The sequence below is a fragment of the Puia sp. genome (assembly GCF_036500295.1).
Classification (GTDB): domain Bacteria; phylum Bacteroidota; class Bacteroidia; order Chitinophagales; family Chitinophagaceae; genus Puia.
In genome coordinates this window covers 46,274-66,787 of sequence record NZ_DASYCH010000046.1, presented here as the reverse complement: position 1 = coordinate 66,787, position 20,514 = coordinate 46,274, and the positions used below count along the sequence as shown (strand labels likewise).

The following is a 20,514-nucleotide window of genomic DNA, read 5'->3' as shown; positions in this document are numbered from 1 at the left end:
TCGTGTCACGGGAATGGATATGCGGCAAAGATGAATTTTAGAATAAAAGAAAAGTGTCATTAAAGCGAACATGCGTTCAATAAAAAAATATTCGATCTCTTTCTTTTTGTGGTTTCAGAGGTAAGCACAGGCCGGCGATGTCTATCGCTGGCTCTTTTTATTTTCGCCCAGGCGGAAAGACTCTGAAAGTGACCCAAAAAACGACTTCACTGTGAAAAAACCAAAAAAGAGGCGGCTCAATCCTGTCGAGCCGGCCTCTTTTTATTTTTAAAGATGTGATACGCCTTACAATAGCGACCCTTCGCCTGACTACGCGATCGTCCAGGTCTCATTCCCCCGCAGCAGTTTATCGAGATCGCCTTTTCCTTTACCGGCGATAACGTCTTCGATCTGCATGTTGAGCATTTCTTCGTAGCAGGGGCGGTCGTTCTCATAAAAAACGCCGAAGGGGCGGGGCAGATGGCCTTCTATGCGCGGATCGTCGAACATGCGCACGAGGATCTGTGCTTTGAAGAAATCGTTCTCGTCGTGTATCCAGCAATCGTTTTCGCTGAATTCCTTTCCTAGTTCGACCACGACGGGGCGGAACCCATCGAGGCGAACGCCTTTTTCGCGTTGTGCGCCGAAGACGAGCGGCTTACCTTGTTCGAGGAAAAGAGTTTCGATCGGCTTTGAACTTTTCTCCGTGAAGATCTCGAAGGCGCCGTCGTTGAAGATATTGCAGTTCTGATAAATCTCGAGAAAGGATGCGCCTTTATGCCCATGGCTGCGGAGCAGCATCTGCTGTAGATGTTTGGGATCTCTGTCCATGCTCCGGGCGATGAATCCGGCGTCGGCGCCCCTGGCAAGGGCGAGGGGATTGAAGGGATGGTCGACACTTCCGAAGGGCGTGGATTTCGTGACCTTGCGTTCTTCGGATGTCGGCGAGTATTGTCCCTTCGTCAGACCATAGATCTGGTTGTTGAAGAGCAGGATGTTGATGTTGAAATTCCGGCGCAGCAGGTGGATGGTATGATTGCCGCCAATGCTCAGGCTGTCGCCGTCACCGGTCACTACCCATACACTTAGTTCCGGCCGGGTGGCTTTCAGGCCGGACGCGATCGCTGTCGCGCGACCGTGAATGGAGTGCATGCCATATGTATTCATGTAATATGGGAAGCGGCTGCTGCAGCCGATGCCGGATATGATCACGATGTTCTCACGCGGGATGCCAAGGGTAGGCATGATCTTTTGCACTTGGGCGAGTATCGAATAATCTCCGCAGCCGGGGCACCAACGCACTTCCTGGTCGGTGGCAAAATCCTTCGACGTCAGGGGTGTCGGGATTGATGTTGTTTGACTCATGATATATGTTCCTTAAAGCCGATGATTAGTACAAATTTAAGGTATTGCGCCATATCTGTGGCTGCGTAATGTGGAAATACCACCACAAGAGAGCGCATAAAGCCGGTTTTGGGGCCAAAATCGGCATGGCACAGGATTGGTCCCTTATAAGGCAGCACATCTCACAAATAAAACAAAAAAGTCATGAAAAAGATATTAATGCTCATTGGGATAGCAGGCTGTATGGCCGCTACCGGCTGTGCCGTCGACGGTTATGTCACGGAACAGCCCACGGATGTTTATTATGAACGTCCGGTTTCACCCGGCGTGGGTTATATCTGGATCGACGGGGATTGGGTCTGGGGTGGCGGCGGCTACCGCTATCACCGGGGTTACTGGGCCCGGCCGAGAACCGGCCGTAGCTGGGCGCCCGGCCGCTGGGATCATGGTACGAGGGGGTATCACTGGAATCGCGGTCACTGGCGGTAATGGTTGCGCCGGCGACCGGCGAGAATTGATGCCGCCGGGCCGACCTGCGGTAATCCGACAAATCATCCTCTATATATACAGGAAGCCCGCATGCCTCAAGCTGCGGGCTTCCTCTTATTTTCATGAAATAAAAGTGTCGTGGCCACATGAAGTAATGTCTCATTGCGTTACATTTACACGGTTAAAAGCAACCCCCTTACTGAAATCCTGTATCAATGGCTTCTGATTTGTGTACTACGATCTCCCTGCACCGCTTTGTGGACGAGTTGGTGACGGGTCTTCTCCCTCGCGCTGTAAGTCGCAAGACTCTTATTATCAATCAAATAGACCGAGATTTGGAGGTGGGTTCCGACGAGAATCTGCTTGCTTTCGTACTTTGGAACCTGCTGGATAAAGCGGTGGAAAGCACTCAAAACGAGTGTATCCATGTGGAGTCCGTCTGCAAGGGAGAAAAGACGATGATCCGCGTGCGTAATGCGGGGGTTTACTTTTATCGCAGCTGCGCCAACTGCTTCCGCCAGGTGCAGGATGCGGCTGAAAAACTGGGTGGTTCGATAATCATCGACTCCTGGGATATGGGCACGACGGTTTCGTTTACCCTGCATAAGGATCTCAGGGCCGCGTAGCGTATCCCAAATCCCTCAGAAATAAAAAAAGGGCTCCCGGATAGGAGCCCTCAATATCAACAAAGCACTGTATTAATAACGGCTGTTGCTATAGTTGTTGTTGCCCCTGCGTTGGAAGGAACCGCCGCCGCCGCCTTTGTTGCCGCTGCCGCCGCGATCTTCTCTGGGCTTTGCTACCGATACACCGATAGTGCGACCGTCTACGGATGCACCGTCGAGCTCCTGGATAGCTTTCTTTGCAGCTTCATCATCCGACATTTCAACAAATGCAAACCCGCGGGATTTGTTGGTGAATTTGTCCATGATGACCTTGGCGGAAGAAACCTCACCATATTCTGCGAAATAATCGTGCAGGTCTTCGTCCGTAACGTTGAAGCTCAAATTCGAAATGTAAATGTTCATACTAATAACTGGTTAAAAATGAAAATAAAAGACAATCTGAGTAAAAAAGCAGGAAGTAAAGACGACTAACAATTACCGGAGATTTGTATAGCGGAAATGATCATTCAATTACTGGTGCTGTAATCAGCTCAAATTTAACGGTGCAAATATAAGTCAAGGATCAATATCCACCAAGCAAATCTGGTACTCGCCGGAGCAATTAGTAATTTGTTAACCTGTCTGCGTGGGCTATACCGTTGCTGTCTGCATTCGTCTATGGGTAAGCCCGTAGATCGCAAACGCGGCGGCGGTAAGCAATGCGCCGGTGATGCATACGCCGGCCCATCCGCCTTTGTCCCAGGCGAAGAGCCCGATGGCGGAGCCCATCGCGGTTCCGATGAAGCTAACGGTCATATATACGGTGTTTAGCCGGTTGCGCGCGTGTGGGATAAGCGCATAGACCCGGCTTTGATTGGATACATGGATACATTGCATGGCCAGGTCGAGCAGGACGATACCGGCGATCATTCCCACGACGAGGTCGGCCCACATATAGAGCAGGACAAAGGATGACAAGAGCAGGCCAAGACCATAGCCGATCGCGATGCGCGGGTTTCGTTTGTCGGCCGAGCCGCCCACGAGGGGTGCGGCCAATGCGCCGGCGGCCGCTGCAAGGCCAAAAAGCCCGATAAGATCACTGCTGTAGTGAAAGGGCGCACCGGAAAGGTGCAGCACCATGGTCGTCCAGAACATTCCGAAGGTGGCGAACCCGAGGGCGTTGATGGCTGCGGCTTCCCGCAGAACCGGCTGTTCGCGGGTCAGGGTCAGCAGGGTGCGCATCAGCGACGCGTAAGAGCCCTTAAAATTGGGCCGGCTGGGGGGGAAGGTATAACGGATAATGATCAGCAGCGAAAAGCTGATGCCGGCGGCAACCCAGAACATGCCGCGCCAGCCCAGCCACCGGCCGACGAAACCGCTGAGTGTGCGGGACAGCAGGATGCCGATGAGCAGGCCGCTCATGATGGCGCCGATGACTTTCCCCGTCCTCGAAGGCGGCGAGAGGTGCGCGGCAAGGGGAAGGATCAGCTGGGGAACCACGGATGTCGCGCCGATGCATACGCTTGCGATCTCCAGGCAAAGGAGGTTGGGCGACAGGGCGGCAAAGACGAGGGCGCCCACGGCGAATGCGGTCATCCAGACGATCTGGCTACGGCGTTCGACCTTATCGCCAAGCGGAACAAAGAACAGGAGCCCGATGGCATAACCCAGTTGGGTAAGGAAGGCGATCCGGCCGCTTTGGATTGCCGGGATCCCAAACGTTTTGCTGATCAGGACCAGCAGGGGCTGGCAATAGTAGATATTTGCCACGATCAGCCCGGTGCAAATAGCCATGATCATGATCTGAGCCTTTTTCAGGTAGTCCGTTGCTGTTGGTTCCATAATGGCTGCAAAGGTACGGGGCGGTTATTATTCGGGCTATTGTCAAAATATTGTCATTTTGTCGAGCGATTGTCCTAAATTAGAGCACCCAAAATTCTCCAATATGCTGCATAACAAGAAACTCGCGGTTATTGCTTCTCTAGTTGCCCTGATGTTCATCGGTATGGCATTCGTCCGTCCCCAGGACGATCCGAAGCCCAAACACAACTTCAAGGTATTGAAGAAGGACATCAGTCACGAGGACCTGGAAAAAGTAATGAAGGAATGGGCGGGTGCACTTGGTGTAAAATGTAATTTTTGTCACTCCCCTTCCGCCGACAGCGCTTCTCACCACCTGGATTTCGCCAGCGATGCCAAGCCGGAAAAGAACATCGCCCGTCATATGTACAAGATGACCGGTAGGATCAACAAGAAATATTTTAGCTTCAATAAGGACGACAGTGGCAATACGATCCCCGCGGTTCATTGCGCGACATGCCATCACGGAAGTCCGCATCCTGGCGAGGCGAAGTAACTATTAAATAATGTACAGGCCCCGGAAATTCCGGGGCTTTTTCATGGGTATGACCGGCGTGCAATAAGAAAATGCCTAAATTTATGGCCTCTAAAATGTAGTCATGGCAAACAATTCATTTAAATTCGGTATGATCGGCCTCGGAGTGATGGGGCGTAACCTGTTGCTCAATATGGCCGATCACGGCTTTGCAGTAGTCGGCTTTGATAAGGACGCACAGAAAGGCGCAACACTCGAATCATCCGCTTCGCCCGGAACGACCGTGAAAGGGGTGACCACACTCGCCGAGATGGTCCAGCAGCTCGAGAAACCGAGAAGGATGATGATGCTGGTCCCGGCGGGTAAACCGGTGGACGATGTTATCAACGATCTTTTGCCCTTGTTGGAAAAAGGCGATATCGTGATCGACGGAGGCAATTCCCACTATACAGATACTTTGCGGCGTGTGACGTTTATGGAAGGCAAGGGCTTTCATTTCATGGGTGTCGGCATCTCCGGCGGTGAGCAGGGTGCGCGTACCGGTCCCAGCATCATGCCGGGCGGCGATCCCGAGGCCTATGCCCATGTTCAGCCTTTACTGGAATCGGTAGCGGCCAAGGTGAATGGCGTTCCCTGTGTCGCTCACCTGGGAAAAGGCGCAGCCGGTCACTATGTAAAAATGGTGCACAACGGCATCGAATATGCCATCATGCAGCTGATCAGCGAGACCTATGATCTCCTGCATCGCGGCCTGGGGCTGACGAATGACGAACTGCATAAGGTATATAAGAACTGGAATGACGGCGAGTTACAATCCTTCCTCGTCGAGATCACCCGGGATATCTTCCTGAAACAGGATGATAAGACCGATAACCGGCTGGTGGATATGATCCTGGACAAGGCCGGCGCCAAGGGCACGGGCAAGTGGACCTCGCAGGATGCGATGGATCTTGGTATTCCGATCCCCGTTATCGATATGGCCGTTTGTCTTCGCGAGCTGTCTGCTTATAAAGACGAAAGAACCCAGGCAGCCGCTATTTATAAGACCCCTTCCGTCGACATCCCCGTTCCGAAGGAAGTTTTTATCCAACAGGTGCAGGACGCCCTTTACTTTGGCGTCATCATCAGCTATGCCCAGGGGCTGGCTATGTTGCATGTCGCGTCCAAAGAACTGGATATGCAGATCCCGATGCAGGAAGTGGTCAAGGTCTGGCGCGGCGGCTGTATCATCCGGTCTTCCCTGCTGGAAGTATTTTTTAAGGCATTTCAAAAGAACCCTCAGCTGCCAAATTTGTTATTGGAAGGAGAGATCGCCCAGCTGTTGCAGGCAAAGAAGCAAAATATGCGCAATGTGATCATTCATGCCATCCACATGGGGTATCCTGTGGCCGGACTGATGGCCGCTCTGAGCTATTTTGACGCCTATCGCAGCGAACGTATGCCTACCAACCTGATCCAGGCTCAGCGGGATTATTTTGGGGCCCATACTTATCAGCGGATCGACGGGCCGGGCGTATTTCATACAGAATGGAATAAATAGGGTATTCCTTATTATAAGACTCAACAGATAGTTTATGCAAAACCATAAAAGACCACCCGCTTCCCTGATCTTTATCTTCGGGGGGAGCGGCGACCTCAATTACCGGAAACTTTCCCCCGCACTTTATAATTTATTCATCGATGAATGGATGCCCGACAAATTCGGGATCGTGGGTATCGGCCGCAGCCCTTACAACGACGAGGATTACCGGAAACGCCTGCTCAACGGAATCCAGCAGTTCAGCCGCCGGAAGGGAGAACCTAACGGGCACTGGGACGAGTTCTCCAAGCACGTCTCTTATCTTCAGATGGATGCCGAGAAAGACGGCGATTATCAGAAAATTGCCGCCATTGTTAAGGCAAAGGAGGAGGAAATAGGCGAACATCCCAATGTCATTTTTTACCTGTCCGTTGCACCGCAGCTGATGCCGGATATTGCTAAAAAATTGGGGGGGCTCAAGCTCTGCTCGGAAACGGCCACGACCCGCATCGTGCTGGAAAAACCATTTGGGCATGACCTGAATAGCGCCCATGAGCTGAACCAACTGCTCATGAGCATGTTCAAAGAGGAACAGATCTACCGGATCGACCACTACCTGGGCAAGGAGTCGGTGCAGAACATTCTCTCGCTGCGGTTTGCCAATGCACTTTTTGAGCCGATCTGGAACCGGAACTATATCGATCACGTGCAGATCACCGTCTCCGAGACCGTCGGCCTCGAGGGACGCGGCGGTTATTACGAGCAATCGGGCGCCCTGCGGGACATGGTGCAGAACCATATTCTTCAGCTGATGTGCATGGTCGCGATGGAAGCCCCGGTTTCGTTCGACGCCAATGAGATCCGGAACAAAAAAGTGGATGTGCTGAATGCGATTCGCAAGATCAGCAAGGAAGACGTCAATCAGTACGCCGTTCGCGGTCAATATGGCGAAGGGTGGATGAAAGGGGAGAAGGTGCCCGGTTACAAGCAGGAGAAGGGCGTTAATCCCAACTCCGCCATCGAAACGTTCGCCGCCGTCAAGTTCTATATCGACAACTGGCGCTGGCAGGATGTTCCGTTCTATGTGCGTACTGGTAAACGGATGAATCAAAAGGCGTCCAATATCACGATACAGTTCAAGGCCGCGCCCAATTATGCCTTTCCGCCCGAAGCGGCGGAGACCTGGCGGTCCAACAGGCTTACCATCAGCATTCAGCCGGAAATGGAAGTCCGGCTCCGGTTCCAGGCCAAAAAAGCGGGCCAGTCGATGACGTTGAACCCGGTGGACATGATCTTTAATCCCAAGGACAACGAACATGAGCCGGAGGCGTATGAGACCCTGCTGCTCGATGTCATGGAAGGCAATCCAACGCTGTTTATGCGGGCCGACCAGGTGGAAGCCGCGTGGAAGATCGTGATGCCGATCATCGAAGCCTGGGAAAGCCGGCCACCCGCAAGCTTTCCGAACTATACTCCCGATTCCTGGGGTCCGGAAGATGCCGAAGCCCTTATTGCCCGGGATGGAAAGAATTGGATCACCATGTTACCCAAGTAAGCTCATGGAACTTCATGTATTCAAAGACGGCGAAGCGCTTAGCAATGCCGCGGCAAAATTCATCGCCGGCCATATCGTGGCGACGCTAGAGACAACCTCCCGTTATACGATCGCCTTATCGGGCGGCAGCACTCCCAAGCGGCTGCACCAGATCCTGGCCCAATCGCCGTATAAGGAACAGATCGATTGGTCAAAGCTGCATATCTTCTGGGGTGATGAGCGGGCCGTTGCTTTCGAGGACGACCGTAACAACGCAAAGATGGCTTATGACACGCTGCTTAACTTTGTCCCCGTCCCGGCATCACAAATCCATGTGATGCGTACGGACATTACACCGGAGCAGTCGGCCGTCGAATATGAAAAGATCCTTCATCGATATTTCGATAATACGGCTACCAGCTTTGATCTCGTGCTGCTGGGGATGGGGGATGACGGTCACACCCTGTCCCTGTTCCCCGGAATGCCCGTTGTCCATGAGGAAAAGCTCTGGGCGACGTCCTTCTTTCTGAAAGCACAGGATATGTACCGGATCACCCTCACAAAGACGATCGTGAACCGGTCGGCTTGTGTGGCCTTTCTGACCGCGGGTACGGCGAAGGCGCATGCGTTGAAGGAAGTGCTGAAAGGCGCCTACAACCCGGATGTTTATCCGTCGCAGGTGATAAAGCCAACCGGCGAACTGCATTGGTTTGTCGACGAAGCAGCCGCGGCGGCTTTAAAAGACGCATGATAAGAGGCGTCAAAAGATCTTTCTGATCAGATCATCGCTCAGCAGACGGCCATCTTTTGTCCAAAAGTCATTTGGGGGAGGAAATTCGTTGATATTATACCCGCCATGGGCTTCGAAGTCGAACAACGCATGCACGTGGTCGTCGATGACGAGTGCGCATTTCAGCCAGTCCCGGGACCAGATGATCTTTAGCTGGGCCGGTGGCAGCGGTTCGGCTTCTTCATCCATTTCATGGATGTGCAGCGCGTCGAGGATGCGCAGCTCGTCGTTATTTTTTTCCACGGCGTAGAAGAAAGCGGCGTCGCCGTCGTCCTCAAAGACAACGCCATAGGCATTCTCCGGAGCGAAGCTTTCAATAAAAAGACCTTCGCCAGCGGTCCATATCGCATCCTGCATCAGGTAGCCGTTCATGGTTTGGGTTTTTGCTGATTAAGCCAGTCTACAATGCCCAGGTAGATCTTCTGGGCGACCGCTTTGTGAAATTTTGGGCTCAGGATCTTCTTCTCGTCTTCCCGGTTGCTGAGGAAGGCCACCTCCACCAGGGCGTTGGGGTAGTCGGTGGGACCGCTGAGCGAAAAATTGAAGCTTCCCACGTTCCCATATTCTTTTAGGCCGAGTGTCAGCATTTTTTCAAGAATGGCCATGCTCAACGGGCGAAAACCGATATAGCGGTAATAGGTGCTGGTCCCCTGCACCGTGTCGTTGCCGGCAGAATTGAGGTGGATACTCACGAGCAAATGAGGATCGAATTTCTTCAGCATCTCGATCCTTTCGGGCATCGAGAGGGAGGTATCCTTTGTCCGGGTCATAAAAATCTGTTTTACCCCCGCCGTCTTCAGGGTTTTTCGAAGCTGTTCCGCGATGAGGAGGGTATAGTCCTTCTCCAGCACCTTGCTGGTGACCCCGTCGGCGCCCGAATTATTGCCTCCGTGTCCTGCGTCGATAGCGATCCGCAGCCTGCGAATATCCAAAACAGCAGGTTGCCGGCGGATGCGGATGGTCAGATGACGGCCCAGGCTGTCGTAGGAGATGGCATAACCCCAGTGTTGCGGGTGCTTCAGCTGGATATAGAGGCGAAACACATCGTCTTCCGGCTGTTCGTACCAGGTGTTGCGGATCTCCTTTGCCGTATGGAGCTGGGTAATCCAGTTGGTATTGCCGGCGATGCCATAGATGTCAACCGCTACCCGTGAAGGATCGGTCAGCTGCATGCCGCGATAGGGATACCGGTCGTCCAGGTTGAGAACGACATAGTCCGAGGCGGTGTCGCCATATACTTTTATATTTCCGCTGAGATGTGGATTATGAGCAACGGATCCGTTTGCCTGTTTGGCCAGCAGGATCAGGCTGGTTTTTGCGATATAGGCATAATGCTGGCTGGAAAGCCGCACCTTATAATCGGTCTTAAAGCTGTCGACTATTTTCACGAGCACATTCGAATCGAGGAAGCCCATCTTGGCGCCGCCAAGCCGGTCATCGCCGATGCCATATTCCATAAAGGGGAGTTGACCTGTCGTCCTCGCGAGCCAGAGGCTGTCCTGTGCCGACGAGCCATAGGCCAGCAGCAGGAGCCAAAAGCAAATCGTTGATCGCCGCATTCGCTGATTCTTTTTTTTTAAAGATACTTCTAATGAGGAAGCCACCCGCAAAAAAAATTTGCGTAGTGGCTTCATGGCTCATGTGTGGACCCGCAGGCGGTTACAGGGGATATTTATTATCGTTGATAAGCTTGTCGGCGATGCGCCGTCTTGCGGCCTTGCTGTTGAAAGAGTCGACCTTTGTAAATCTTTTTAAGCCCAGCAGCATCATCCGCTGTTCGTCACCGTCAGCAAAGGCGTTGATGGCGTCTTTTCCTGATTTATTGATCCGGTCGGCCGCATCATAGAGCCAGGTGCGCATGATATCGAGCTCGTAGGCCGCCCCGGTCTCGCCGCGCTGGTCGGACAATTTCAAGGCTCTGAGCAGGGCGCTTTCCGCAATGAAGGTTTCGATCGCCATGTCCGCGATATCCATCAGGATCTCCTGTTCGCTCTCGAGCTTCATCATCAGCTTTTGCGCGGCGGCACCCGCCGTCATCAGGATCGCCTTTTTGAAATTCCGGATCGTCTTCTTCTCTTTTGCAAAGGGGGTATCGCCGTCACTGCCAAATTCCGGGATGCTCATCAGCTCTTTGGAGACGGCCATTGCCGGGCCCATGATGTCCAGCCTTCCCTTCATTGCCCGTTTGAGGATCATGTCGACGGTTAGCAGCCGGTTGATCTCATTTGTTCCTTCATAGATGCGGTTGATCCGGCTGTCGCGATAGCCTTTGGAAATGATGTATTCATCGCTGTAGCCGTTTCCGCCATGGATCTGCACCCCTTCGTCGACCACGAAGTCCAGCATCTCGCTGCCAAACACCTTCAGGATGGCGCACTCGATGGCATACTCCTCGGCGGCGCCGAGCACGGCCTCATTGAAGGGCTTGCCTTCGGCTGCGAGGCCGACCTCTTTATCGTCGATCCATTTTGTCGTCCGATAGAGCGCGCTCTCGGCCGTCCAGATGCGGATAGCCATTTCGGCGATCTTGTGCTTGATGGCGCCAAAATTCGCGATCGGAGTCTTAAACTGTTCGCGGGTCTTTGCATATTGAATGGTGATGGTCGCAGCGCGTTTGGCGCCCCCTGTCGCAGCCGCGCAAAGTTTCAGCCGGCCGATGTTGAGGATATTAAAGGCAATGACATGTCCCTTGCCAATCTCGCCGAGCAGGTTTTCCACCGGCACCTTGCAGTCCTGGAAATATAACTGCACGGTCGACGAGCCCTTGATCCCCATTTTGTGTTCTTCGGGGCCCTGGGTAAATCCTTCGAAACCCCGCTCTACGATAAAAGCGGAGAACTTGTCGCCGTCTATTTTTGCAAAGACGGTATAGACATCGGCAAAACCGCCGTTGGTGATCCAGCACTTCTGGCCGTTGAGCAGGTAATGTTTACCGTCGGCAGAAAGCCGCGCGGTTGTTTTTGCGCCCAGGGCGTCGCTCCCGCTATTGGGTTCGGTCAGCCCGTATGAACCCTTCCATTCGCCGCTGGCCAATTTGGGGATATATTTCTTCTTTTGCTCCGGGTTGCCAAAGTAAAGGATCGGCAAGGTCCCGATGCCCGTATGTGCGGAGACCCCGACAGAAAAAGAAAAACCGCCGCCCAGTCCTTCATTTACCAGGGTCGCGGTGATAAAATCCTTGCCGAGGCCGCCGTATTCCTCGGGAACGGCAGCGCCGAGCAGACCTTGCTCGCCGGCCTTCGCGATCAACGATGGCATCAGGCCGGGTTCCAGTTTGTCGATGCGATCGATGATGGGCAGCACTTCGGCATCGAGGAAGGCACTGCACATATCTTTTACCATCTGCTGTTCTTCGTTGAAGTCTTCCGGGATAAAGGTTTCAAAGGGTGAGCTTTCCTTTATCAGCCACTCGGCGCCCTTAAGGGCTTGCTTTTTTTCAGTAGACGCACTCATGAGAAATAGTTTTTGGGTGAACTTTTTTATCTAAGGTTGTCGTATACCAGTTGCAAAACTTCCTTGCAGATCTCGATGCGGTCGGCGGGTACTCCTTCCAGGGCTTCGTTGAGTGTCGCTTCCGCCAGCAGCATCGTTTCTTCCTGCAGTTTCTGGGCCTGCTTTGTAACAAAGATCAGGTTGATGCGGCGATCCTCTTCCGAAGGAACGCGTTTCACCAGCTGTTGTCTTTCGAGGTTATCCACCAGGCGGGTGATACTTGGCTTGTCCCGGAAGGTGGCGCTGCAAAGCTCCTGCTGGCTCTTGCCATCCTCTTTCCATAGATGATAGAGAACGCTCCATTGTTCGATGGTGATCTTCAGCCCCGCGGCGTTGAATTTCTTTTGCAGATTACGGGCGATCGCCGTGCTGGCCTTCCCTGTGATAAAACTATAGAGTTCTCCTTTCTTGAATTGGTTGTTTGGCATACAGTTAGTTAAACAACTATCTAAATGTACATATTTTTTTCGTTTGGGGAAAGAATTTCGATGAAAAATTTTGCGCGTATTTTTAGTGTATGGCAGAGCATTTCATTGCCCTTCGTTCGTCGAGCTTTCATTATTCTTCCTGGGGGGTGGGGAGCCGTATTCTCTTCGCCTTTCATGGTTATGGGGAGACGGCGGCGTCCTTTGCCTTTTTGGCGGAGACGCTCGGGCGGGATTTTACGATCATCGCGATCGAGATGCCTTTTCATGGCGAGACGGTGTGGAGGGAAGAAGCGCTTTTTTTCGATGCTCACGATCTGATGGCATTGATGACGGAAATCGCGGCGGGTTTACCGGGAAGGGAGAAGGGATGGTGGTTGCTGGGGTACAGCATGGGGGGACGGGTGGCGCTACAGATGCTGGAGTTGGATTTCCGGCGGATCGAGCGGTTGGTCCTGCTGGCTCCGGATGGGTTGTTTGTCAGTCCCTGGTACCGGTTTGCCGTTTCCGCGTTTGCGAATGGGTTTTTCCGGTGGACCATGAAGAAACCCGGCTGGCTGTTTTTGTTGATGCGAACCGGAAACCGGTTGAGGATTGTCAATCCCAGTCTTTTCAAGTTTGCGGTCCATTATATCGATGACGATGTGGTTCGTCAGGCATTATACCTGCGCTGGACGGTGATGCGCGGTTTCCGGCCGCGGCTGGAGCGGATCGCGGGGCATATCCGGGAACGGCAGATCCCTGTTGTCCTTCTTTATGGCAGCTATGACCGGGTCATCCCGGCGCAGCGGGGCGAGCCCTTTCTGCGGAGCATCACGCCTTACGGCCGGCTCGAATTGTTGCCGGCTGGGCACGCGCTGCTGCAGCCTAAATTCATGGAAGTCATTGCTAACGCGCTATATTTACCGATCATTTGAGGACTATGCCCCTGACATTTCTGGTTACACTGGTCAGCTGTTTGCTTTTTGCCGTTTATGCCGGGCTTATCGCCTGGTATCATCAGGCATGGCGGGCATTGCCGCCGGAGGCTATGCCCACTCGGGGGACGGATGGTTCGGGAGCGCGGAGCATGCCCGCTCGGGGGACGGATGCGGTGGCCGCAGCGCGAGCTGTGCGCATCACGGTGCTGATCCCGGCCCGTAACGAGGAGGCAAACATCGGCAACTGTCTTCAAAGTCTTGCCGCCCAGACCTATCCCCGCGAGCACTTCGAAGTGATTGTCATCGATGACCATTCCACGGATGGTACGGCGACGATCGTGAAGGCGTTTACCGGGTTAACGATCCGCCATCTTCCGCTTGCGGAACTGCCTGAAGCGGGCGTTGTGACGGCGCACAAGAAATTCGCCATCGAGACGGGCATCGGCGCCGCAACGGGTGAGCTTATTGTCACGAGTGATGCGGATTGTGTTTTCGACCCGGACTGGCTGCTGACGCTAGCCGCCTGTTATGCCGAAAAAGGGGCGAAATTCCTTGCGGCTCCGGTCAGGATCGGGGGGATGAAGGTCTGGGGCCGGCAACACTCCGTGCTTTTTATCTTCCAGACTTTGGATTTTATCACCCTGCAGGGTATTACCGGAGCGGCGGTGTTTAAGGGCGTTCACTCGATGTGCAACGGCGCAAACCTGGCCTATGCGCGGGAGGCTTTTTTCGAGGTGGGCGGATTCAGGGGAATCGATCAGATCCCATCGGGTGATGACATGCTGCTGATGCATAAGATTGCCTTGCGGTATCCCGACCGGGTCTTTTTTTTGAAAAGCCGGTCGGCGATCGTATCGACCCGGCCGGAGACCCGCTGGAAGGGATTCCTGAATCAGCGGATCCGCTGGGCCAGCAAGGCGGACCGGTATGACGACAAACGCATCTTTTGGGTGTTGTTGCTCGTCTACCTCGTAAACTTGTTGTTTCTTGCGCTGGCCGTTGCGGCATTTTGGGATCGCTGGTGGGGATTTCTGTTCCTTGTCCTGGTGGCGGCCAAGACGATGGTGGAATATCCATTTGTGGGCGATGTGGCCGGATTTTTCGGTCAGCGGAGGCTGATGGGATATTTCCCATTATTGCAGCCGCTGCATATCGGGTATACGATCGTCGTCGGCTGGCTGGGGAAGTTTGGAAGTTATCGCTGGAAAGACAGAAAGATCAGTAAATGAAGGGAAAACGAAATATAGGAAGGCGGTTGATCCGCAATACCGGGACGCTCTTTGGACTCGTTGTGATCGGCGCGGCGACGATAATCGCGATCACCGCGTATCTTATCGCGCCGGATGCATCGCCGGACGCCAATCGCATCATCGTGGAGATCGGGGGCCGAAAGCCGGGGTTCCGGCAGGAATTTCTGCTGGTGAAGAAGCCGGGCGTGGCCACGGTTTCTTTTTTCCAACGGCTGCTTTATGGCCGCGAGGATGCCTATGACTATGTGCCCATCAGCGGCTATGCGATGAAAGGGGACAGTATCGTTGTGCAAAAATTCGTGGATGAGGGTGTTTTTGAAAGCCGGGCTTATATTTTTACGGGCACGTCGCGGGTCAAGACGCTGCACTTCTGGCTGGGCACCGATAAGTACGGCCGGGATATCCTCAGCCGGTTACTCATCGGAGTTCGGGTAAGCCTTGCTGTTGGGATGGTGACCGTTCTGCTGTCGATCAGCGTTGGCGTTCTGCTGGGTGCGCTGGCAGGCTATTTTCGCGGGCGGGTGGATGAGATCATCCTGTGGCTGGTGAATGTCATCTGGAGCATTCCCACCTTATTGCTGGTGTTTGCGATCATGCTGGTGTTGGGGAAGGGATTCTGGCAGGTCTTTGTGGCGATCGGACTTACGCTTTGGGTCAATGTGGCCAGGATCGTCCGCGGCCAGGTGCTGGCGGTGAGGGAGCGGGAGTATGTCGAGGCGGCGCGGGCCCTGGGGTATTCGCATGCGCGAATCCTGTTCCGGCATATCCTTCCGAATATCATGGGGCCGGTGTGGGTCGTAGCTGCTTCGAATTTCGCTTCGGCGATCGTGCTCGAGGCGGGGTTGAGTTTCCTCGGGGTGGGCGTACAGCCGCCCCAGCCCAGCTGGGGGCTGATGATCAAGGAGAACTATAATTTCATCATTACCCATAATCCCATGCTGGCGCTGGCGCCGGGCATTGCAATCATGTTGCTTGTGCTGGCGTTCAACTTACTGGGGAATGGACTCAGAGATGTTCTTGACGTGAGAGTGTGACCCGAAAGAAGGGAGCGGAGAAGTGAACTATTCTTTATAGACCTGGACGTTGCGGCTAAGACTTTCATCGAGAGAGATAAAGGTCTCGGTGCGTTCGATCCCTTTTATCTTTTGCAGTTCGTCATGGAGTACGAACCGCAGTTGGTTGATGTCTTTGCAAACGATCTCCGCGAACATGCTGTAGTTGCCGGTGGTGTAATTGAGCCGGACGATCTCGGGTATCTTCTGCAGTTCGCGGGCTACGCTGTCATAAAGGGAGCTTTTCTCGAGATAGATCCCGATAAAGGCGATGACATCATACCCTAATTGTTTAAGGTCTACGTGCAATTTTGTACCTTTAACGACTGAGAGTTCCTGCAGCTTCTTTATTCTCACATGGATCGTACCTCCCGAGACAAACAGTTTCTTTCCCAGTTCCGCATAGGAGATCTCCGCATTCTCCATCATTTCATGGATGATCTGGAGATCCAATTTGTCGAGATTCAATTTAACGGCCATCTTTTTAGAGTTTTTGAATTTTATCTACACCAAAGTACAAATATTTGAATAATTTTGAAAATACAAAAATTTTTATTCAAAAAATGCGAATATTTCGGCCATTTTGTTAGTTTTGTTTCAACAACGAGATCGAAAGTTCTTTACCATTGTGGAGTGATGAAATTTGGCAGACATGCCCTCTTGTCTCGGGGGTGGGGAGTCAGGGATAAACATAGTGTAATGCCGGGTCCGACTAAAATCGGGTTCGACTGGGGTTGACCACCACTACATTGCGCTACGGCTAACCGCCCCGTGGAGGTTCGAATCCTTCCTCTACAGCAAACTCGATCAAAGCCCCGCCTTTAAGGCAGGGCTTTGTTGTTTTGGAGCGGCACGGAGCGAGCGGGCATTGATCGGGATTTAGCCTCCGGCACCGTAATCCATATTTTCAAGTAATCAGTCAAACCGATCCATTATGAATCTTCGTTCCATCCGCCGTCTTCTGGCCCCCGTGGCGACGACGCTGCTGATCATCGCCTGTACCCGGCATATCGCCCCGCAGGCGCCCGGTCAGGCCGTTGTCACTCCACAGCCAGCGGGAAGGACCCAGATCATCCGGGCAGTAAACGACAGCGGTGGCACAACCGCCGACAACTCCAATCTCCTGTTGGGTAATCCCAGCAGGGCGACGACGAGCGTTTCCGACTCCGACAATTATCTCTATGACCATGGCTATTATATCGAATCCTACAACCGTGACCGGGGAGAGCCTAATTGGGTAAGCTGGTATGTCGGCGACAGTTCGCTCGGCTCCACGGACCGGGCCAACGACTTCCGTTCCGACTCCAGTCTGCCCGCGGGCTGGCATTTTGTGCAGGCCAACGCCTATGCCGGTTCGGGTTTCGACCGCGGTCATAACTGTCCTTCCGCGGACCGGACCAACACCCTCGTGGCCAATCAATCCACGTTCCTGATGGACAACATGGTCCCCCAGGCGCCCAACAACAACGAGCATACCTGGGCCAACCTCGAGGCCTTTGGCCGCACCCTTGTCAAGGCGGGGAACGAGATATATGTCATCATGGGAAGCTATGGCACCGGCGGCACCGGTTCCAAAGGGATGCTGACGAGCGTAGATAGCGGGAGGGTGGCCGTACCATCGAATATCTGGAAGGTGATCATCGTGCTGCCCAAGGGGGATAACGATCTGAGCCGGATTGGCGCGAGCACCCGGGTTATCGCCGTTAACACGCCGAATATCAATACCATCAGCTCCGACTGGACCCAGTATATCTGTACCGTAAAAGAAATCGAGAATGCCACGGGTTATCTTCTCCTATCGAATGTCCCGGCGAGTATCCGGGACGTGCTGGAGAATGTAAAAGACCCGGGGAAGTAGGATGACGCCTTTTTTGCGGGCGCCTGGCCGCAGCTTTTTCAGGGCCTTCCGGTCGCCGGCTTTTTCGTAAATTTGCCGCTTCATGGGCCAAAAAAAACTCATCCGGTTTGAAGCGATCAAATCCTTCCCTAATGTGCTGCAATATCCCGAGGGGATGGCGGGGCAGTGGGGGGCATTCTTCCCGAACAACCAGCCGCTGACGCTCGAGCTGGCCTGCGGCAAAGGCGAGTATACGGTCGGGCTTGCCCGGATGTATCCTGATCGGAATTTCCTTGGCGTGGATATGAAGGGCAACCGCATCTATATCGGCGCCAAACGTTGCCTCGAAGGAAATATCTCCAACGCTGCCTTTCTTCGCACGCATATCGACAAGATCGGGACCTACTTCCAGCCGGGAGAAGTGGAGGAGATCTGGCTGACCTTCCCGGATCCGCAGTTGAGAAAATCCCGGGCGACGCGCCGGCTGACACATCCCAGATTTATCCGGCTTTATCAGCGTATCCTGTCGCCGGGTGGGAGGGTCCATCTCAAGACGGACTCCCCTATTCTTTATCAGTTTACCAAATGGGTGATCGCGATGTATGGGCTGAGCCTGCTGGAAGACAATGATGACATCTATCGCGGAGAGGTGATGGAGGAACTGAAGATAAAGACGCACTATGAAGGTTTGGATATCGCTCGAAGCAAAAAGGTGCACTATCTGTGTTTCACTATTCCTGAGGGTCCCTTACCCAATTTCGATGTCCAGTTGCTCGGCCGGATAAAAGAAGAAGAGCCGGTGCCCGCGACACCGGTGAGACCGCCCAGGATACATGCCGCCAGCCGGCAGGCAAAAAATGCATCTTCAACTCCACAAGATGAAGCAGCCGATTGAAGGGATCGACTTTTACTATAACGAACAGGGGCTGATGGTCCTGACGGAGAAGTATCATCTGGAACGGGGCTATTGCTGTGGCAACGGTTGCCGGCATTGTCCTTTTGACTACGAGGAAGTCAGCGAACCCCGTCGATCTCAGCTTATCGCCCAACGAAAATCCAATGACAACAGCACGGAAGAAAAATAAGCCGCCCGGTAAGGAGTCCGGCAAGAAACCGGCAACAGGCAAAGCACCTGTGCGGGAACGGCTCAATGCCGTTAAGCCCTCCGGCGGGCGGGATGACTCTTTTTTTGAGCTTGTACATGCCGTCGCCCGGCAGATACCCAAGGGGCGGGTCACTTCCTATGGTGCCATTGCCGCGGCGCTTGGCACGAAGATGTCCGCCCGGATGGTGGGCTGGGCGATGCTGTCCGCGCACCAGGCAGACCCGGTCGTACCGGCGCACCGGGTGGTCAACCGCAATGGACTGCTCAGCGGCAGGCATCATTACAATCCGCCGGAAAGGATGCAGCAATTACTGGAAATGGATGGAGTCGTCGTCAAAGATAACCAGGTAGTGGATTTCAAAAGGCTATTCTGGGATCCTGCCAGGGAACTATGATCAATAATACGGACTGACCATCACATAGACGACCACGCCGGTGACCGCGACATACAACCACATCGGCCAGGTGATCCTCGCCAGGCGGCGATGTTTATCAAATCTTTCCTGATAGGCCCGCTGCATCGTGAACAAGACAAAAGGAACAATGATGCCCGAGAGAAGGATATGCGTGGAGAGAATAAAATAATAGACATATCTCAACGCGCCCGCCTGCTGCTTTTCGGCGTCGCTGAGACGCCCGTCATGGTTGAGGTCGCCAAAGCGGGTAGAAGGGTTGGTGGCATGATAGATGACATAGGAAACCAGGAAAATCGTGCTGAGGATGACCGCGATCCAGTTTGCCCTGCGGTGTGCCTTTACCTGACCATGCCGGATAAAATACAGGCTTGCCAGCAGCAGGATGGCGGTGCTGGAGTTGAGGATCGCATGAAACAGGGGGAGGGAATGCGTGTTGAACCCAAGGTCGATCTTTGCCTGCGGTCCCAGGATGAGGAAGGCCACCGCGGCGGGGATCGCGATGGACACGATGATGATGGCTTTTGTATAGTTCTTTTTGGGCAGAGGAAGGTTTGTGCTCATGACAGGATCTTATGATAGTTTTTTTCTGCTAAAATATACCACGGCCAGCACGGTGCCGAGCAGGATCAGGATGATCGGCAGCAGCAGCGGTCTCAGCTCGTCAAAAGCGGTGGACTTGTGATTCTTATCCTTTTCCAGCATGACAAAGACGATATCGTCACTCAGCTTTGCCATCGCGGCCGTGTCGGTGCCATGATAATACCCCCGGATCACGCGATTTTTATCCAACAGCGCAACATAGTCGGTATGTACGAAATTGGAATCGACGCTGACGCTGTCCTGCAGACCCAGCTTTAGTTCGTTAAGGGCAAAATCGTAGATCGTCTTTTTGGGACCGGTGAGCATCCACCATACATCGGAGTTGACGCCATAGTGGTCGGCATATCTTTTCATAACGGCGGGTGAGTCATGCGCCGGGTCTACGGTGAGGGAAATAAATTTTACAAAGGTGGTGTCGACGCGTTTGGTATAGTCCTTCAGCTTCAGCGCATCCTGCAGGTGGCGCATGTTACGGGTAAGGATCGGACAGATGCTGGCGCAATGGGTGAAAAAGAAATCGATGATGATGACTTTTCCTCTTAGCGAATCGAGGGAGACCGTATCGCCCAGTTGGTTTTGTAACCGGAGGTTGGCGACTTTATGCCAGATCGTATCGTTCACCTGCTTGCCGTCCTGCATCCGGGTAACGACGGAGTCGGGGAAATAATGGCGGGGCATCGCCACTGAATATTGTTTGGCCACGAAATAAAAGCCGAGGGGCACCACGACTGCGACAAACACGGCTAACCAGCCTTTCTTGTTCATGCTGCAAAATTAAAGAACCATCGCCGATGACGATGGTTCTTTAATTATTTATTTGCA

General features: G+C 53.5%; 23 protein-coding genes. 13 read left to right on the top strand and 10 right to left on the bottom strand.

All coding sequences use genetic code 11. The features are described 5' to 3' along the window. Window positions 1-309: 309 nt before the first annotated feature. The gene (locus VGM48_RS09605) at window positions 310-1,344 is read right to left on the bottom strand and encodes a 2-oxoacid:ferredoxin oxidoreductase subunit beta (protein WP_331578433.1); all 1,035 of its coding nucleotides are present in this window, start codon (window positions 1,342-1,344) and stop codon (window positions 310-312) included. A 183-nt stretch (window positions 1,345-1,527) separates the two neighbouring features. Here VGM48_RS09605 and VGM48_RS09600 point away from each other — a divergent pair, with 183 nt between their 5' ends. Next, on the top strand, window positions 1,528-1,812 hold the full coding sequence (locus VGM48_RS09600; protein WP_331578431.1) for a hypothetical protein: 285 nt from the start codon (window positions 1,528-1,530) through the stop codon (window positions 1,810-1,812). Window positions 1,813-2,147: 335 nt separating this feature from the next. After that, window positions 2,148-2,438: an ATP-binding protein gene (locus VGM48_RS09595; RefSeq protein WP_331578429.1), complete on the top strand. Its 291-nt coding sequence runs from the start codon at window positions 2,148-2,150 to the stop codon at window positions 2,436-2,438. A gap of 72 nt (window positions 2,439-2,510) precedes the next feature. Here the strand turns inward: VGM48_RS09595 and VGM48_RS09590 are convergent, their stop codons facing one another. Next, on the bottom strand, window positions 2,511-2,840 hold the full coding sequence (locus tag VGM48_RS09590) for an RNA-binding protein (protein ID WP_331578427.1): 330 nt from the start codon (window positions 2,838-2,840) through the stop codon (window positions 2,511-2,513). 228 nt (window positions 2,841-3,068) lie between these two features. Beyond that, window positions 3,069-4,259, bottom strand: a complete 1,191-nt coding sequence (locus VGM48_RS09585; RefSeq protein ID WP_331578425.1) for an MFS transporter — start codon at window positions 4,257-4,259, stop codon at window positions 3,069-3,071. Window positions 4,260-4,362: 103 nt separating this feature from the next. Here VGM48_RS09585 and VGM48_RS09580 point away from each other — a divergent pair, with 103 nt between their 5' ends. The 4 genes from VGM48_RS09580 to pgl all read left to right on the top strand — a co-directional run bounded on the left by VGM48_RS09580 (window position 4,363) and on the right by pgl (window position 8,556). Then, entirely contained in the window at window positions 4,363-4,773 is a 411-nt protein-coding gene (locus tag VGM48_RS09580) for a c-type cytochrome (RefSeq protein WP_331578423.1), read from the top strand. 103 nt (window positions 4,774-4,876) lie between these two features. Continuing rightward, entirely contained in the window at window positions 4,877-6,292 is a 1,416-nt protein-coding gene (gene gndA / locus VGM48_RS09575; RefSeq protein WP_331578421.1) for an NADP-dependent phosphogluconate dehydrogenase, read from the top strand. A 34-nt stretch (window positions 6,293-6,326) separates the two neighbouring features. Continuing rightward, window positions 6,327-7,826: a glucose-6-phosphate dehydrogenase gene (zwf, locus tag VGM48_RS09570; RefSeq protein WP_331578419.1), complete on the top strand. Its 1,500-nt coding sequence runs from the start codon at window positions 6,327-6,329 to the stop codon at window positions 7,824-7,826. Between the two features lie 4 nt (window positions 7,827-7,830). Continuing rightward, window positions 7,831-8,556 carry a 6-phosphogluconolactonase gene (gene pgl / locus VGM48_RS09565; protein WP_331578417.1) on the top strand — a complete coding sequence of 242 codons (726 nt, stop codon included), beginning with the start codon at window positions 7,831-7,833 and terminating at the stop codon, window positions 8,554-8,556. 9 nt (window positions 8,557-8,565) lie between these two features. Here the strand turns inward: pgl and VGM48_RS09560 are convergent, their stop codons facing one another. The 4 genes from VGM48_RS09560 to VGM48_RS09545 all read right to left on the bottom strand — a co-directional run bounded on the left by VGM48_RS09560 (window position 8,566) and on the right by VGM48_RS09545 (window position 12,515). Further along, on the bottom strand, window positions 8,566-8,967 hold the full coding sequence (locus tag VGM48_RS09560; protein ID WP_331578415.1) for a DUF2251 domain-containing protein: 402 nt from the start codon (window positions 8,965-8,967) through the stop codon (window positions 8,566-8,568). Next, entirely contained in the window at window positions 8,964-10,154 is a 1,191-nt protein-coding gene (locus VGM48_RS09555) for an N-acetylmuramoyl-L-alanine amidase (RefSeq protein ID WP_331578413.1), read from the bottom strand. Before VGM48_RS09555 ends, VGM48_RS09560 begins: the two co-directional genes overlap by 4 nt. Window positions 10,155-10,254: 100 nt before the next feature. Next, on the bottom strand, window positions 10,255-12,048 hold the full coding sequence (locus VGM48_RS09550) for an acyl-CoA dehydrogenase family protein (RefSeq protein ID WP_331578411.1): 1,794 nt from the start codon (window positions 12,046-12,048) through the stop codon (window positions 10,255-10,257). Window positions 12,049-12,074: 26 nt separating this feature from the next. Beyond that, on the bottom strand, window positions 12,075-12,515 hold the full coding sequence (locus VGM48_RS09545) for a MarR family winged helix-turn-helix transcriptional regulator (RefSeq protein ID WP_331578409.1): 441 nt from the start codon (window positions 12,513-12,515) through the stop codon (window positions 12,075-12,077). An 89-nt stretch (window positions 12,516-12,604) separates the two neighbouring features. On the opposite strand from VGM48_RS09545, the gene VGM48_RS09540 reads away from it, so the two are divergent. Genes VGM48_RS09540 through VGM48_RS09530 form a run of 3 tightly spaced genes read left to right on the top strand, consistent with a single transcriptional unit; the run spans window position 12,605 to window position 15,716 of the window. Then, complete coding sequence (locus tag VGM48_RS09540) at window positions 12,605-13,429, top strand: alpha/beta hydrolase (protein WP_331578407.1); 825 nt, start codon at window positions 12,605-12,607, stop codon at window positions 13,427-13,429. A 5-nt stretch (window positions 13,430-13,434) separates the two neighbouring features. Then, window positions 13,435-14,661: a glycosyltransferase gene (locus VGM48_RS09535; protein ID WP_331578405.1), complete on the top strand. Its 1,227-nt coding sequence runs from the start codon at window positions 13,435-13,437 to the stop codon at window positions 14,659-14,661. Beyond that, window positions 14,658-15,716 carry an ABC transporter permease gene (locus VGM48_RS09530; RefSeq protein WP_331578403.1) on the top strand — a complete coding sequence of 353 codons (1,059 nt, stop codon included), beginning with the start codon at window positions 14,658-14,660 and terminating at the stop codon, window positions 15,714-15,716. Before VGM48_RS09535 ends, VGM48_RS09530 begins: the two co-directional genes overlap by 4 nt. Before the next feature lie 27 nt (window positions 15,717-15,743). Here VGM48_RS09530 and VGM48_RS09525 read toward each other — a convergent pair whose 3' ends face one another. Beyond that, the gene (locus VGM48_RS09525; protein ID WP_331578401.1) at window positions 15,744-16,214 is read right to left on the bottom strand and encodes an Lrp/AsnC ligand binding domain-containing protein; all 471 of its coding nucleotides are present in this window, start codon (window positions 16,212-16,214) and stop codon (window positions 15,744-15,746) included. A gap of 454 nt (window positions 16,215-16,668) precedes the next feature. Here VGM48_RS09525 and VGM48_RS09520 point away from each other — a divergent pair, with 454 nt between their 5' ends. The 4 genes from VGM48_RS09520 (at window position 16,669) to VGM48_RS09505 (ending at window position 19,071) form a co-directional block, all read left to right on the top strand. Next, window positions 16,669-17,592 (top strand): DNA/RNA non-specific endonuclease, encoded by a 924-nt coding sequence (locus tag VGM48_RS09520; protein ID WP_331578399.1) that lies wholly within the window; start codon window positions 16,669-16,671, stop codon window positions 17,590-17,592. Between the two features lie 82 nt (window positions 17,593-17,674). Beyond that, entirely contained in the window at window positions 17,675-18,466 is a 792-nt protein-coding gene (trmB, locus tag VGM48_RS09515) for a tRNA (guanosine(46)-N7)-methyltransferase TrmB (protein ID WP_331578397.1), read from the top strand. Further along, window positions 18,450-18,656, top strand: coding sequence for a DUF5522 domain-containing protein (locus tag VGM48_RS09510; protein ID WP_331578395.1), 207 nt, complete (start codon window positions 18,450-18,452; stop codon window positions 18,654-18,656). The genes trmB and VGM48_RS09510 overlap by 17 nt, the downstream gene beginning before the upstream one ends. Continuing rightward, window positions 18,631-19,071, top strand: coding sequence for an MGMT family protein (locus VGM48_RS09505; RefSeq protein ID WP_331578393.1), 441 nt, complete (start codon window positions 18,631-18,633; stop codon window positions 19,069-19,071). The genes VGM48_RS09510 and VGM48_RS09505 overlap by 26 nt, the downstream gene beginning before the upstream one ends. On the opposite strand, the gene VGM48_RS09500 is transcribed toward VGM48_RS09505, so the two are convergent. Beyond that, the gene (locus tag VGM48_RS09500) at window positions 19,072-19,653 is read right to left on the bottom strand and encodes a DUF420 domain-containing protein (RefSeq protein WP_331578391.1); all 582 of its coding nucleotides are present in this window, start codon (window positions 19,651-19,653) and stop codon (window positions 19,072-19,074) included. It abuts the gene before it with no gap. Window positions 19,654-19,662: 9 nt separating this feature from the next. Continuing rightward, window positions 19,663-20,457, bottom strand: a complete 795-nt coding sequence (locus tag VGM48_RS09495) for an SCO family protein (RefSeq protein ID WP_331578389.1) — start codon at window positions 20,455-20,457, stop codon at window positions 19,663-19,665. Window positions 20,458-20,514 lie beyond the last annotated feature (57 nt).